General features: G+C 35.5%; 14 protein-coding genes. 8 read left to right on the forward strand and 6 right to left on the reverse strand.

All coding sequences use genetic code 11. The annotated features are described in order from the left end of the window. Positions 1–43: 43 nt before the first annotated feature. A complete protein-coding gene (locus AC07M3_RS00505) occupies positions 44–403 on the reverse strand; it encodes a winged helix-turn-helix transcriptional regulator (RefSeq protein WP_092705997.1) in 360 nt (119 codons plus the stop codon). A gap of 127 nt (positions 404–530) precedes the next feature. Here AC07M3_RS00505 and AC07M3_RS00510 point away from each other — a divergent pair, with 127 nt between their 5' ends. Continuing rightward, positions 531–1,388 (forward strand): SDR family oxidoreductase, encoded by an 858-nt coding sequence (locus AC07M3_RS00510; RefSeq protein ID WP_494566184.1) that lies wholly within the window; start codon positions 531–533, stop codon positions 1,386–1,388. 187 nt (positions 1,389–1,575) lie between these two features. Here AC07M3_RS00510 and AC07M3_RS00515 read toward each other — a convergent pair whose 3' ends face one another. Beyond that, complete coding sequence (locus AC07M3_RS00515) at positions 1,576–2,619, reverse strand: AraC family transcriptional regulator (RefSeq protein WP_494566185.1); 1,044 nt, start codon at positions 2,617–2,619, stop codon at positions 1,576–1,578. A 107-nt stretch (positions 2,620–2,726) separates the two neighbouring features. Here AC07M3_RS00515 and AC07M3_RS00520 point away from each other — a divergent pair, with 107 nt between their 5' ends. From AC07M3_RS00520 to AC07M3_RS00545, 6 genes are all read left to right on the forward strand, one after another. After that, complete coding sequence (locus AC07M3_RS00520) at positions 2,727–3,530, forward strand: SDR family NAD(P)-dependent oxidoreductase (RefSeq protein WP_494566186.1); 804 nt, start codon at positions 2,727–2,729, stop codon at positions 3,528–3,530. Further along, positions 3,527–4,273 (forward strand): acetoacetate decarboxylase family protein, encoded by a 747-nt coding sequence (locus tag AC07M3_RS00525; RefSeq protein WP_092705989.1) that lies wholly within the window; start codon positions 3,527–3,529, stop codon positions 4,271–4,273. The genes AC07M3_RS00520 and AC07M3_RS00525 overlap by 4 nt, the downstream gene beginning before the upstream one ends. 13 nt (positions 4,274–4,286) lie before the next feature. Next, entirely contained in the window at positions 4,287–5,156 is an 870-nt protein-coding gene (locus AC07M3_RS00530; protein ID WP_494566187.1) for a metal-dependent hydrolase, read from the forward strand. A 57-nt stretch (positions 5,157–5,213) separates the two neighbouring features. Further along, on the forward strand, positions 5,214–6,443 hold the full coding sequence (locus AC07M3_RS00535; protein WP_494566188.1) for an NADH:flavin oxidoreductase/NADH oxidase family protein: 1,230 nt from the start codon (positions 5,214–5,216) through the stop codon (positions 6,441–6,443). 33 nt (positions 6,444–6,476) lie between these two features. Then, the gene (locus tag AC07M3_RS00540; RefSeq protein WP_494566189.1) at positions 6,477–7,355 is read left to right on the forward strand and encodes a metal-dependent hydrolase; all 879 of its coding nucleotides are present in this window, start codon (positions 6,477–6,479) and stop codon (positions 7,353–7,355) included. A gap of 616 nt (positions 7,356–7,971) precedes the next feature. Beyond that, on the forward strand, positions 7,972–8,529 hold the full coding sequence (locus tag AC07M3_RS00545; protein ID WP_494566896.1) for a TetR/AcrR family transcriptional regulator: 558 nt from the start codon (positions 7,972–7,974) through the stop codon (positions 8,527–8,529). Positions 8,530–8,612: 83 nt separating this feature from the next. Here the strand turns inward: AC07M3_RS00545 and AC07M3_RS00550 are convergent, their stop codons facing one another. From AC07M3_RS00550 to AC07M3_RS00565, 4 genes are all read right to left on the reverse strand, one after another. After that, positions 8,613–9,065 (reverse strand): DUF2087 domain-containing protein, encoded by a 453-nt coding sequence (locus AC07M3_RS00550; RefSeq protein ID WP_494566190.1) that lies wholly within the window; start codon positions 9,063–9,065, stop codon positions 8,613–8,615. A 34-nt stretch (positions 9,066–9,099) separates the two neighbouring features. Then, positions 9,100–10,281: an MFS transporter gene (locus tag AC07M3_RS00555; protein ID WP_494599130.1), complete on the reverse strand. Its 1,182-nt coding sequence runs from the start codon at positions 10,279–10,281 to the stop codon at positions 9,100–9,102. Positions 10,282–10,314: 33 nt separating this feature from the next. Then, positions 10,315–11,520: a hypothetical protein gene (locus AC07M3_RS00560; protein ID WP_494566192.1), complete on the reverse strand. Its 1,206-nt coding sequence runs from the start codon at positions 11,518–11,520 to the stop codon at positions 10,315–10,317. A gap of 147 nt (positions 11,521–11,667) precedes the next feature. Next, positions 11,668–12,180 (reverse strand): hypothetical protein, encoded by a 513-nt coding sequence (locus AC07M3_RS00565; RefSeq protein ID WP_494566193.1) that lies wholly within the window; start codon positions 12,178–12,180, stop codon positions 11,668–11,670. Positions 12,181–12,708: 528 nt separating this feature from the next. On the opposite strand from AC07M3_RS00565, the gene AC07M3_RS00570 reads away from it, so the two are divergent. Next, positions 12,709–13,938, forward strand: coding sequence for an aminotransferase class I/II-fold pyridoxal phosphate-dependent enzyme (locus AC07M3_RS00570; RefSeq protein WP_494566194.1), 1,230 nt, complete (start codon positions 12,709–12,711; stop codon positions 13,936–13,938). The last annotated feature ends 14 nt before the right edge of the window (positions 13,939–13,952 follow it).

Consider the following 13,952-nt stretch of genomic DNA (forward strand, 5'->3'; position numbering starts at 1 on the left):
CAGTTTGAATGTTTAATATACGATAATACTTTTATTTCCCGAGTCAATTTTGAACGATGTCTGCACTCGGCTGATTTTCTAATAATTTGGATAAATTATTTTCAAGCCAAGTCGTCAAATCAAAAAGTCGTTCGGAAGCCTCTCGTCCAAAGTCTGTTAATTGATAATCTACGCGAGGCGGTATTTCTGCATAATCCTGACGCACGATAAAACCATCTTGCTCAAGTGTTTTTAAGGTTTGTGCCAACATCTTTTCACTAATGCCATCAATTAGTTTTTTTAACTCATTAAAGCGCAGACGTTGATCTCGAAGTGCTACTAAAATCAAGACACTCCAACGACTAGTGAGTGTTAGCAAAATTTTCCGAGAGGGACAATCTGCTGAAAAAACGTATCCTTTCATCGCGCACCACCTTAATAACAAAACTTTACATTTGTTTCTAAACTTACTTTTAGGTAAGTACTTACTTTTAGTAAGTTAAGGTACTACGATGATTGAAAGATATCAACTACATCAGATGGAGATCATCATGCGTATTGCAGTTACTGGTGCATCAGGTCAACTCGGCCAATTGGTTATTTCTCAATTACTCGAACGTACTGAGGCAAAAAATATTGTGGCATTAGTTCGCAATCCAGAAAAAGCATCAGATTTAAGCTCAAAAGGGATCGAAGTTCGCGCTTTTGATTATGTTCAAGACGCAGATAAACTTTCGGCTCAATTGGCTGGTATTGATAAGCTTTTATTAATCTCGTCAAATGAAATCGGTCAACGTACAGCACAACACCAAAATGTGATTAATGCGGCAAAACTTGCACAGGTAAAATTTATTGTTTACACGAGTTTATTAAACGCAGATACATCACCGCTTCTATTAGCACAAGAACATGTAGAGACTGAACAATATTTAAAAACATCGAATATTTCACATACATTATTACGTAATAACTGGTACAGCGAAAACTATGCGATGGGACTTGCCCAAGCAGTTGAGCATGGCAAAATTTTCGGGGCAACGCATCACGGTAAAATTGCTTCTGCTTCACGCTTAGATTATGCGACTGCTGCCGCTGTAGTATTAACTCAAGAAGGGCATGAAAATAAAGTTTATGAACTAGCAGGTGATACGAGCTATACCCTTGATGACGTTGCAAAATGGGCAAGCGAAATCAGCAAAAAAGAAGTCATTTACCAAGACTTACCAGAAGAAGAATATAAAGCGCTTTTGGTACAATTGGGTATACCAGAAGGCTTTGCCAATATCTTGGCAGATTCAGATGAAGGCGTATCTAAAGGTGGCTTGTATAGTGAAAGTAAAGACCTGCACCAGTTAATTGGTCGTGCCACTACAAGTATGCTAGAGACGATTAAAGAATTTTTATCTTAAATCGACGCTATATACCTAAAAAACAAAAAGGCTTAAATCGTTCTGATTTAGGCCTTTTGTATATTTTAATAAATACAACTTTCATAAAGTCAGGGTAGAGCGAATTATTAAGTCAGAAAATAACAACCAATCCATATGCTTTAAAGCAAGATGCACACATTTGTTTGTGATAGTTTAGTTTTTATATCTATTTCTTTCGAAATTGGATTGGCGTTATTCCAGTCCATTTCTTAAATGCCCGTGTGAAATTAGTCGGCTGTATATAGCCCAGATAAACAGCTACCTCTTGTATTTCCATATCACTATTAAGTAATAAGTTTTCAGCCTCTTTTTGTTGTACTTCTTCTAACAGTTGCAGGTATGAAGAACAGACTTGGTTTAAGTGACGTCTCAGTGTCCGACTAGACATATTTAAGCGATTGGCAATTTCATCAAAAGTGGGGTAGCCCACTTGGGGTTTTAAGTTTAACTCTGCTTTTACGGTCAGGCATATATCTTTAATTTGTTCGGAAAAGCGGAGTTGTTCAGCTTCACATTGTGCTAGAGCTTGTTTGAAAGCAATTGGATCTGCCATTTTAATAGGTAAGTCTAGAAGCTGTTTTTTATATCGAATTTGATTAGTCGTTTGATTAAAATGAATAGTAGGCAATAAATGTTGATAAGCTTTGTGGTAGCTAGGTTCTGACCAGTCCACCCATAACTCAATATCAGCGAAATGATGCTCTATCAAAAATTGACTAGCTTGAATCACGCCAATCATCAAACATTCGTAAAAAAATCGTCTCAGCATTTCTACTTGTACGAGTTGATTGCTGACAACAGGGTGAGTTTCTTTAATTTCAATAATAAAAAAGTCATGATCGTCTAGCAGAGTCATCCCATAATCTTTTAATCGCATATTAAAAAATTGTGTTGAAACCTCAATAGCCTGTCGTAAATTGCGGCTGCTCATTAAGGCATATCCCATTGACCCATGTGCAGTTAAACGCAGTTTTATTCCATATTCATATCCCAAGCCTGAATCTTTTGAAAGTATTAAGCTTTCCCATGCCTGTTTAGACCATTGCATAGGGGTAATTCGGGCATCTAATTGATCTAAAAGCGTTAAGGAAATTTTACTTTTTTTCAAAATCTCAAGGGCTGAAAACCCTTTGTCTACCATAATTTCTAATAATAAATGAGCATAAGAAATAGGAATGCTGGCCTTAGATAGTCCATAGGGATCTTTCATATTGTTTTTTGTTGTGGCCAAAAATGATTATCAGTATGTCTGATCTACATCTCACGCTCAAGTCAAAACTTCGGAATAATCAATTTATTCTATTTTGAGCAAGAATTATGAGCCTACCTATTCCACTAGCCTCAGCTCGCGTTGTGATTACTGGTGCTTCATCTGGTATTGGAGAAGAGTTAGCAAAACAGTTTGCTTTACGAGGTTATTCGTTAGTTTTAGTTGCTCGCCGTGTCGAAAAATTAGAAGCGCTGGCTGAAAAATTAAAAGCGCAATATCAAATATCCGTAGATTTATATCCATGTGATTTGGGAGATAGACAAGCTAGAGCTAAATTTCGTCAGTATTTAGCAGGTATAGAGGTTTCAATTCTTTGTAATAACGCAGGTTTTGCGACTTTTGGACGACTTCAGGAGTTAGATGCAGACCGAGAGCGCGAAGAGGTTGAAGTCAATAGTGTGGCAATTCACGACCTGACTTTAGCTGTGTTACCCCAAATGCTCAAACGAAAATCCGGAGCCATACTTATTGTCGGTTCTACTTCTGGTCATCAACCCACTCCGGCAAATGCCACATATGCGGCAACTAAAGCATTTGCAAACTCATTTGCAGAATCCTTACATAGCGAGCTAACAGGTACAGGCGTGACTTGTACTTTACTTGCTCCGGGGCCTACTAAAACAGGTTTTAATGAAGTTGCTGGTATTAGCAAAATTGATGGAGTCGGTGGAAATTTCGTTTGGGTAACGGCTGAAAGAGTGGCTAAAGAAGCGATTCAAGGTATGGATTGCAATCGTCGTATCGTGATTCCCGGTTTTATTGCACAGGCTCAAACTTTTGGGGGGCGTTATACCCCACGCATCATTTTGCTTCCAATTCTGAAACAAGTATTTTCGAGATTAAAATCATGAGACAACTCATCAATGATTTAAGTGTTCCAGTGGGCTTGGCCAATCTTGGAAATAAGCTGTATCACAATGCTCAGTACTTGACGGCTGTTGTTGAAATTGATGAAAAAATCATGGCTCGCTGGTTACCGTCTGGAATGAAGTTGGCGGAACCTGCAAGAGCTGATTTGTTCTGTGCTTATTTCCCAGAAAATGTCTATACGGGTGCCTACCATGAAGCGGGTTTATTCGTACATATTAAAGTGGGTAATAAAACAGGAATCTTTTGTCCTTGGATGATTTTAGACGATGATCGCGCCATGATTATTGGACGTGAGTTGCTAGGCTATCCTAAAAAGATGGGTGAGATCAGTTGGGAAAATGATGGCAAACGTATTGTTAGCAATGCCTCACGCCGTGGTACCACACTCATTGAAATGGATGCCAAGCTTGGTGAAGTCATTCTTGATGCACCTCCAATTTTAGGACTGCCACATCGTAATATCACAGGCGGTTTAGGGCTTGGGCTACCACGTGAGGTCCGATTTACCCCTAAAGAACATCCACTTGAAGTTCGTCGTGTAGAAATGAACTTACGTTTTAGGGGGACGGAAAATGATCCTTTACATAATATGGGACTAGGTAAAGTCATTGAAGCAAGATTGCATCGAGTTGATTTGTCGGGTGGGTTAATTCCGCCAATTCAAATACCTCGTCTACGTACACCATTATTTTTATTACGCCAATTTAATCCTCGCGTTTTATAGCTGGAGAATAAAGATGAATGCATTCTTTAAGTCAAAACAAACACAAGATTGTTCTAAAATTTCGGCTTCAATTGATATTCCTGTAAGAACAATGGATTTTAACTTTCCAGATGAAATTCCTGAGTTCTGGTTTAATAACAATGCCTTACTAACAATGTTATTGACTGCATTATCGAGTGCATTTCCAGATGGTGAACGTCAATTTATTCATAGTGTACGTAATTATCAGGCAAAAATTGAAGATCCTGTTCTGCTTAAACAAGTCCGTGCTTTTATTGGTCAAGAAGCACATCACGGTAAAGAACACGACGCGCTCAATGCGGTCATGCTGAAAAAGGGCTATCCGGTAGACCGAATTTATAAGCGCTTTAAAAAGATGAATCGCTTAATGCAAGAGCAACTCTCTACAGCTCATCAGCTTGCATGCACCGTATGTATGGAACACCTCACAGCAATTCTAGCTGACTATTTTATTAGTACCGCGCCCCAAGATTTAGAATTATTTAATGCCCATGTAAGAAAAATTTGGGCATGGCACGCGATTGAGGAAACAGAACATAAAGCTGTAGCTTTTGATGTATATCAGTCTTTGGTCAATAGACCTTATTTCTTGCGATGGGTGATGATAGAAACCACACTTTCTTTTCTTATCATTACCACCAGAGGAACAGCAGAACTGTTACGAGCTTCTGGAAAACAACGAGATTTAAAAGAACTTTATGAAGGTTTTCGTTATTTGTTTGGAGAACAAGGTCTAGTCAGACGTATTGGTAAAAATTATCGCGATTTTTTCTCCGCAGATTTTCATCCTTGGCAGCATGACAATCGGGACATGATGAACTTATTAAAAAAGCAATATTTCAATGAAGAGCTGTTGAAGTAATCAAAAGTTGATGTTTATGCAGCACCTACAGAACAAACAATTTTAGGAATAATTACCATGGCACAATCTACATTTACAAATTCTTCGCTACAGCAACCATTAAAATTGGCGTGTGGCATAACCATACCAAACCGTATTGCAAAGTCGGCCATGAGTGAACAATTGGCAGATCGACATGGTTCACCCACCACAGACTTACAGCAACTTTATGCAGCATGGGCGAGGGGCGGAACTGGGTTGTTAGTTACGGGCAATGTAATGATTGACCATCGTGCCTTTGTTGAGCCACGAAATGTCGTTTTGCAAAATGAGCAATTTTTACAAGCACATAAGTTATGGGCTCAGGCTGCCCAAGCCAATGGCAGCAAAATCATTATGCAAATTAACCATCCGGGTCGTGTTGCGGTTTTACCACTTTTGAAAAAGCCGATCGCACCATCCGCAGTCGGGCTTGATTTACCTGCCATGAATATTATTCGTGTTCCGCGGGCGATGACTGAAGCCGATATTTTAGAGCAAATTAAGCGCTTTGCCACAACTGCTGAACTGGCTGTTAAAGCAGGGTTTGATGGCGTACAGGTTCATGCTGCACATGGTTATTTACTCTCGCAATTTTTGTCACCGCTCTCAAATGTTCGGACCGATCAATGGGGAGGAAGTCCTGAAAACCGACAACGTATGTTGATTGAAACTGTACGAGCGGTTCGCCAAGCGATTGGCAAACATAAAATATTAAGCGTAAAACTCAACTCTGCCGATTTTCAAAAGGGCGGCTTAAGTCAGGAAGAATCTTTAAAAATTGCATTAGCTTTAGAAGCAGAAGGGATCGACTTATTAGAGATTTCAGGCGGCAATTATGAATCTCCTGCCCAGTTAGGCTATGCGCCTGAGCGTTCTGCTCAGCGTGATGCATATTTTATTGACTATGCCACTGCACTTCGTAAGCAAAGCAAATTACCCCTGATGTTAACAGGCGGACTACGTGATGTAGATTTCATGAATCACATTGTTGCCAATGGTACGGTTGATATGGTGGGGTTGGCTCGGCCTTTTGCAATACAGCCCGATTTAGCCAAACAACTACTAGCCGGAAAATCAGTATTAAAACCAGCAAAAATTCCAGCGATTGGATATAAACCCGTTGATGCTTATTTGCAACTCGGTTGGCATGCAGCGCAATTTCGCCGTATTAGCAGTGGGCAAAAACCGAAAGCAATTAAGGGATTAATCCATACATTGATTGCCTTTGGTCCACGTATGGGCTTTAACATTTTGACTCAGGATTAGTGGTAAACGCTTTTGATATAAGGAGTTGTTATCATGAATAGTTTAATCAGACAAAACCATGTCATTGTTCCTCGGCGCCCTGTATTTAATTTTACTGAAACACCAAGGCATTGGATTTATGATGATCCAATCGTTTCACAAATATTAAATTCAATTAACCCGATTACACCTGCACCAGAACGTTGGTTTTGTCAGACTTTTAGAGATGCATTGCCTTATATTAAAGATGAAAAACTTAAAGAGGCAGCCATTGCTTTCATTAAACAAGAGGGTGCTCATAGTTATGGACACACTCTAGGAACTCGGCATATAGAGGCTTTGGGTATTGATTTAAGTCGTTATACCAAGATGATGAATTGGATATTTAATGACATGATTGGTCCCAAACCATTAGGCTATGAATTGAAGCGCCCACGCTTAAAGTCGATGTGGTTGACGACCCGATTAGCAATGGTGGCTGCTGCCGAGCATCTGACTGGAGTATTAGGAGATTGGGTTCTTAATGCTGAGGGATTACAACAAGCACCTGTAGATGTAGAAATGTTACGTCTATTGCAATGGCACGGGGCCGAAGAGGTTGAGCACCGTGAAGTAGCCGATGCGATGTTTAGATACTTTAGCAATAGCAATGTACTTCGAGTGGGGGCGGCAGTTTTCACTTTCCCTCTATTTATTGTTTTGGCTTATGTTGCTGTCGAAAATTTAGTAGAACAAGACGCTCAATTACCGCATCGTTTTCGTTTCAAAGATTATTTCCGAGCAGCTCGACAAGACCGTGTGCCCAAGGCTGACAATATAATAGGTGCCTGTTTGCGATACTTTAATCCCAATTATAGTCCTTTAAATGAAGGATCAACTGAGCAAGCCTTGGCATTTTTAAATGATGGCAATTACAAGCAGGCGACTAAATGACCGTTATAAAAGTAAATTGTTAAGCCATTATTTAAGGTTTTTCTTAATTGTGTAATTTAATGAAAAACAATAATTAATTAAATATTTTCTAGCCAATTTCGCATTGACACCTTAAATATTGCAGATTACCATTTGCGGGCTGGCCTACATTGCCAGTCGGTTTTGACGGACCGTTATTTCAACCACATCAGGACTATTTCTTCTGAGGAATAGTTTTGTGTGCACACCTCGTTCCCTCCCGTAGCGGTAGGACGGGAGTGGGACACTTTCGAGTGTGCTGGAGTTGAAACCAGTCCGTCAACCCGCTTCCGTTCTGCCACCATAATTTATAATGTTTCGGCAGAACTCCAAATAAGGAGTTGGCCCATGCACATTCATAAATTATTGGCAGTCACTGCCAAGGTCTATAACGACACCACTTAAATCAATTTAAATCAGTTTGATGGGCTATATGCTTTTCAGGCTTTAATTCGTCACGACTAAAACTTAGCAACAATAAAACTTGAGATGTGCCAAGCACAGTCTTTACGGCTTTGCTATGCCTTTTTTTCTCCCAGAAAGGGTAATGGCTTTTACCTCTCATTTAGAAACAACAAGAATTTATAACGGTAAAACTATGCCAACTTTAGAAACATCTTCCAAAAAATTACAGGTTATTCATACCGCAATAGAGCTATTCAATCTCTATGGATTTCACAATACAGGCGTAGACCTGATTGCCAAAAAATCTAAAATTCCGAAAGCCACTTTTTACAACTACTTTCACTCAAAAGAACGCCTTATTGAAAGGTGCATATCTTTTCAAAAAAGCCGGCTGAAAGAAGAGGTGCTGGCAATTATTTACTCAAGCCATTACCGAACCTCAAGCGATAAACTTAAAGAAATTATTGTTTTACATGTCAATTTTAATAGTCTGTACTACCTTTTACTTAAAGCCATTTTTGAAATTAAACAGATTTACCCGCAGGCTTACCGTATGGTAATTGAGTATAGAAAATGGCTACTTCATGAGATTTTTGATCTGGTTTTTAGTTTAGAAAACTGTCCACTAAAACCCGATGCCAACATGGTTTTAAATCTTATTGATGGTTTTATGTTCCAGATTTTAAGCTCAAATAATTTGGAAGAGAGGGATGTGGTGGTGGGGAGGTTTTTGGGGGCGGGGGCAAAGTAGATATACTTGCCCAAGTTGTGAATTTACCTAAGGTGTTATGCCATTTATATTTAGGATTAATGATAATAAGAGTTTAGTTCATATTATTTTGACTGATTAGCAAATTTTTTCATATTCTCAATGCGCCGTTGATCTTCAGAAAATTTAAAGTTTTCTATGTAGTGATGAATATCGATTGTGAGTATAGTTTGTAGATATGAAAAGGCTAAATGATAGGGTTCTAAAGTTGTGCGATGATATAAAGCTTTTAATGGATCTCGATGCCAAAAATTTAAATCGATTAAAGTCCGTCTTAATTCTATATGATCCACCCGAAGCATAGAACCTTGGTTATTTAGCCATGCTATTAAGGCTAAATTAACTTCTGGTTCAGTTATAACTTTTTCTGAAATACATAATGATGCTAGAGAAAGTACGATTAAAACTTCTTCATCTTTCATATTTTTTAGGGTCATTGACTTCTTTTTTAAAAAGCTATCAATAACTTGCAAAATTTCATCTGTATTAAGTTTAGGTAAATTTTCAAATCTTCTCAACTATATTCTCCTATACTATTTTTAAATAATTTACTTATACTTGGGGTGTTTTTTCAAAGGTAATACTTGTTTTTTTATTAATTATTGCGGAAATTGCTCCAACAAAAAATACTATTATTCCTGTGCAAGTTAAAAATAAAATAGCATTTTCAGGTTTAATAAATCCAGCTGTTAATAAGCCAATCATTACAAAAAACTGAAGGAATAGTGAATAAGCAGAAAGTCCTGAATTTAATTTTTCATCTGGTATATGTTCCATTATAAAAGTTGCCATTAAGGAATTTTGAACTCCATTTGCTAGACCCAAAATAAATAAAATAAAAATAGAAAAGTAGAAAACATTACTTAATGATAAGAAAAACATACATCCTCCAATAATTGCTGCGCATGTACATGAGCCCATTGAAAGTCCTAACTTTGAAAATATTCGTGAAAGAAAAATAGGGCCTATTAATAAACCTATACTTAAGGAGGCAGAAAGAATTCCATATTTAAAGTATGAATATTTTAATTGAATAATACCAATATTCATATAAATAACATTCATACTTGATGAAAGCATTATTGTGACAGATAAAGGTAGTAGTGTGTGTCTAACTAATTTATTTTTAAGAATTATTCCTAAACCTTCCATTAAGCTACTTTCCTTTTTTAGTACATTATTATGATTTTTTTCTTCTTTGGGTAGTTTTAAATTGAGACAAAAAATAAATGCAATTATATTAAGAGCAATAATTAATAAGAAAGATTTTTCAAGACCAATTAAGCCGAGAGAAATTCCAGCTAAGGCTGGACCAGCAATATATCCTGCATTTTTTATTGACTGTATTATAGAATTTACTTCTAATAAGTTTTGACTAAAATTTAACTTAACAAATGCTGAGACAGAAACCCAAAAAACATTGTTAATAAAGCCTAGAAAAAAGGTTGTAAAATAAATTAAAAAACTTTCATTTACAAATAAGCATGTGATGAATATAAAAGCACCCAATAAAAATGAAATTGGGATTAGAAACTTTATGCTAAATTTATCAAGTATTTTAGGTATTATAAATGTTGAGATGACACCGCCTAAAATAGCACCTGTCATCAATATGGAAATGCCATGTAAACTATTATTGCCAGCTTTTGAAAATGATAATAAGAAACCACCTATTTCATCATAAAAGCTTGATATGAAAATGAGTAATAAAAGAGAGTAAGTTTTATTACTCATTTTCTTTATGAGATTTGATATTTTCATTTTAAGCTAAATATTTCCAAGAAGTCCAAAATTTTTCAACTCTTTAAATATATTTAAAGAGTCAATATTAAATAACTTGCTAATATCATAATAATTAAATGCTTTTCCAGAATTGGAGGCTAAAAAAACTAACAGTTCAATATTTTTTTTAGAGTATTCAATGAATAAAAAGTATCCATTTACTGCTAATATTATTAAGTCTCTATCATTATTGATATACCATTGAATCGATGCAGTATCTTTAATTAAAATAGGTTTATTGATATCAAATTCATCATTATCCTTTGGTCTTTTTACTTTCATTCCTGATGTTGTATTAATAAGTAGTTTTTTCATAGCCATATGGCGCTCAATACTTCCATCCATTATTTTATTTTTTAAAGCAACTAAATTTAAAATATCTTCATCATTAAGTGTAATTTCGCCATTACAAGAGATGTCGTTAATTAAAGATTCATCATGTTTTAAGAAAGTATTAATATAGTCGATACTATCTTTAGCATCATCTGAACAATGCCAAAGAGATATATTTATATTTAATGATATTTCCTTTGGAGTTTCAGCTATATGAAATGCATCGAAAGGAAAATAACAAATTTTATCTGTTGTATTTAAAAGAGGAATAGCTTCATTTCTAGCATGTTCATAATGTGGATATTTTAATTTGGCTAGATCACTTCTGGAAGAATCCCATGTCAGCATTGTTTTGCCATTTCTGATGCTAAAACCAAAATTATGAGCATCATCAGCATGTATTCCACTTGGCGTAGAGGAATATTTCCCAATGAAACAATCAACATCTGCTCTACCACCTGGTCTATAACCTATTGACTTGGAAAGTGTATCAATGAACTTTTTTGCAAAATCCCAAATAACATGAGATGAACCATGTAAACCAAAATAAGCTATAGACCATTCATTAGCATTATTAATTAAATCTATTCTATTTAGATAGTTATCTAAAGTTAAATCTACTGCTACTAAACAAAAATCATCCCTTATTTTTGTGGTTCTATTATTATTAATTGCTGTGACAAAATCAGCTAATGGGTTTATTTTTTGAAGTTCTGGTAGGTCTGTTTTATATTTTAGTAGAGCTTGAAATATATCTTGCTCGCCAGGTATTTCTATATCTTTTTCAATATCTAGAGAAAAAGGTTTTTTATTCCATGCTGAATTTATAAATTCATCACTAAATGTTTTTTTATTCAATTTTAGCTCCTTAAGTAGAGTTAATAATTCTTTATCTTGTTTGAAGGGGTTAATGAATTAATGTATAAAATATATTTAATTAATTTTTAGCATTTTAAGAAAGGAACAGATTTAATTAAAATATTAATTAAATCTGTTGTTTTTCATTTATGCTGCATGCCTAGTAGCATTAATTTCTTTTAATTTTAAGTCTTGATAAAAGTTATCTTTTATTTTTGACAAAATAGTTAATGTGTCTTCATCAGGTACTTGAGCATATTTAACGTTTGTCGCGCGTACAGGCGAAATATCTTCATCAGGTACTTGAGCATATTTAACGTTTGTCGCTCGTACAGGCGAAATATCTTCATCAGGTACTTGAGCATATTTAACGTTTGTCGCTCGTACTGGTGAAATATCTTCATCAGGTACTTGAGCATATTTAACGTTTGTAGCTCGTACCGGCGAAATATCTTCATCAGGTACTTGAGCATATTTAACGTTTGTAGCTCGTACTGGTGAAATATCTTCATCAGGTACTTGAGCATATTTAACGTTTGTAGCTCGTACAGGCGAAATATCTTCATCAGATACTTGAGCATATTTAACGTTTGTAGCCCGTACAGGTGAGATATCGTCCACACATGGTTGTAAGTATTCAATAATAGAGTTATTAAGCATATATTTATCCTTATTTATGTTTAGTGTTGCTTTAATAAAAAAGCGTGAAAGGTATAGCAAAAGCCATACCAAATAAATAATAAAATATAAATAAATAATATTAATAAACTATTTTATATAAGTTTTTTCTTTTTTATGATTTGCATTAATTTAGGTGTTATTTTTATTCTGTATTTATTTTGCACCGATTTAATTCATATTATTTTTTTGGTTCTAAAATGGAGCACGAGTATTTTTATTACTTATTTTCTGTATTTTGTTTTGTCTTAATTAATTGAAAATTAAGATATTTTATTGATTTTATATATTGCATTAATATTAAAATGTAAAATTATGTATTGAAATTGGATTTTAAGAACTCTGTTTGTTGTTTGAAATTAAAAGTGGTGCTTTAAATATCAACAACATAGATTGTAGAATATTTATTAAATAGATGGATTAAGTGGATATTTGACATTTAACTAAGATGCATAATATTTTAATTATCACTAAATAAATAAAATATTATACGAGTATTGAGAAGTTCTAATGACTATAAAAAACTGGTTGTCGAATCGTATTAACTTAAGCTCTTTCCATCAGGAACAAATTTGGACCCAAGGAATAAGCGATTTAACGATTTCCTCTCGTACCAATGGAAGAGGAATTATTTCTAGCGTGGGCCAAGAATATATAGATTTCATGTCTTGTTCTTATCTAGGACTTGAACTTCATCCTGCTTTAAGAAATGCAATTAAAGATTCTGTCGATAAATTCGGAGTGCAATATGCAGCTGCAAGAACTCGAGCAAAATGTGACATATTTGATGAGTTAGAAACAAAATTAAATATAATTTTTATGGATTCTTATTCTGTCATATTTAATTCTGTTGGGGCTGCTCATTTGGCTGTACTCCCGGTCTTAGGGTCTGGCGAGCTTCCAGGTTACAAGATAAATAAAAAGGGAGTGCAATGGATAGTTGATAAAACAACACATGCTTCGGTTCAGATATTACGTGGTATTTTAGAACAATTTGGTAGCCTTGAAAGGATAAGTTTTTCTGATCTAGATCAGTTATATAGTTCACTAAAGAAGTGTAAAGAAAGCGGAAAAACCCCTATTCTTATATCCGATTCTTTAGGGTCTATGGGGGGGAGCAATGATGTCTGCACTTTGGCCCGATTAGCAAAAGAATATGACGGCTACTACTATGTTGACGATGCGCATGGTACATCAATTGTTGGGGAACAAGGATGTGGTTACACATTACACCAACTAGGTGAATTTAGTGAGAATCTTATTCTACTTTCATCACTATCAAAAGCCTTTGGTTCACATGGTGGTTCCGCATCTTTCAGCAATCCTCATGCCGTTTCTTTCATTAAAAAATACGCACTAAACTATATTTTTAGCGGACCTCCTTCATTACCAGGGATTGCAGCTTGCGTAGCTTCTGCAGATATACACCTTTCTAGCGAAATAAATGAATTACAACATAAACTTATGCAAAATATTAAGTACTTTGACAAGACAGTTCTTAATATTGATGTAAAAGAAAAACTAAGTCCTATCCGTACGATCCATATCGGTTGCGAAAATAAAGCCATAATGACGGCTAGTTTCCTTAAGACTAATGGTTTTTTAGCTACAGCAGCTATGTATCCGACAGTTCCTAAATCAGAAAGTATTATACGCGTAGCTATCTCTGCGGCTCATTCTCAGAATGACCTTAAACGTTTTACAGCATTAGTTAATATACTCAGAGATAAAGAACAATAAATAAGGGCCTAACG

The organism is Acinetobacter sp. GW821-FHT09D10 (assembly GCF_059416285.1).

Coding starts and splice junctions, on each gene's coding strand:
- AC07M3_RS00530 (WP_494566187.1), top strand. CDS start 4,287: ATGAATGCATTCTTTAAGTCAAAACAAACACAAGATTGTTCTAAAATT.
- AC07M3_RS00540 (WP_494566189.1), top strand. CDS start 6,477: ATGAATAGTTTAATCAGACAAAACCATGTCATTGTTCCTCGGCGCCCT.
- AC07M3_RS00535 (WP_494566188.1), top strand. CDS start 5,214: ATGGCACAATCTACATTTACAAATTCTTCGCTACAGCAACCATTAAAA.
- AC07M3_RS00520 (WP_494566186.1), top strand. CDS start 2,727: ATGAGCCTACCTATTCCACTAGCCTCAGCTCGCGTTGTGATTACTGGT.
- AC07M3_RS00545 (WP_494566896.1), top strand. CDS start 7,972: ATGCCAACTTTAGAAACATCTTCCAAAAAATTACAGGTTATTCATACC.
- AC07M3_RS00505 (WP_092705997.1), bottom strand. CDS start 403: ATGAAAGGATACGTTTTTTCAGCAGATTGTCCCTCTCGGAAAATTTTG.
- AC07M3_RS00555 (WP_494599130.1), bottom strand. CDS start 10,281: ATGAGTAATAAAACTTACTCTCTTTTATTACTCATTTTCATATCAAGC.
- AC07M3_RS00510 (WP_494566184.1), top strand. CDS start 531: ATGCGTATTGCAGTTACTGGTGCATCAGGTCAACTCGGCCAATTGGTT.
- AC07M3_RS00525 (WP_092705989.1), top strand. CDS start 3,527: ATGAGACAACTCATCAATGATTTAAGTGTTCCAGTGGGCTTGGCCAAT.
- AC07M3_RS00515 (WP_494566185.1), bottom strand. CDS start 2,619: ATGAAAGATCCCTATGGACTATCTAAGGCCAGCATTCCTATTTCTTAT.
- AC07M3_RS00570 (WP_494566194.1), top strand. CDS start 12,709: ATGACTATAAAAAACTGGTTGTCGAATCGTATTAACTTAAGCTCTTTC.
- AC07M3_RS00565 (WP_494566193.1), bottom strand. CDS start 12,180: ATGCTTAATAACTCTATTATTGAATACTTACAACCATGTGTGGACGAT.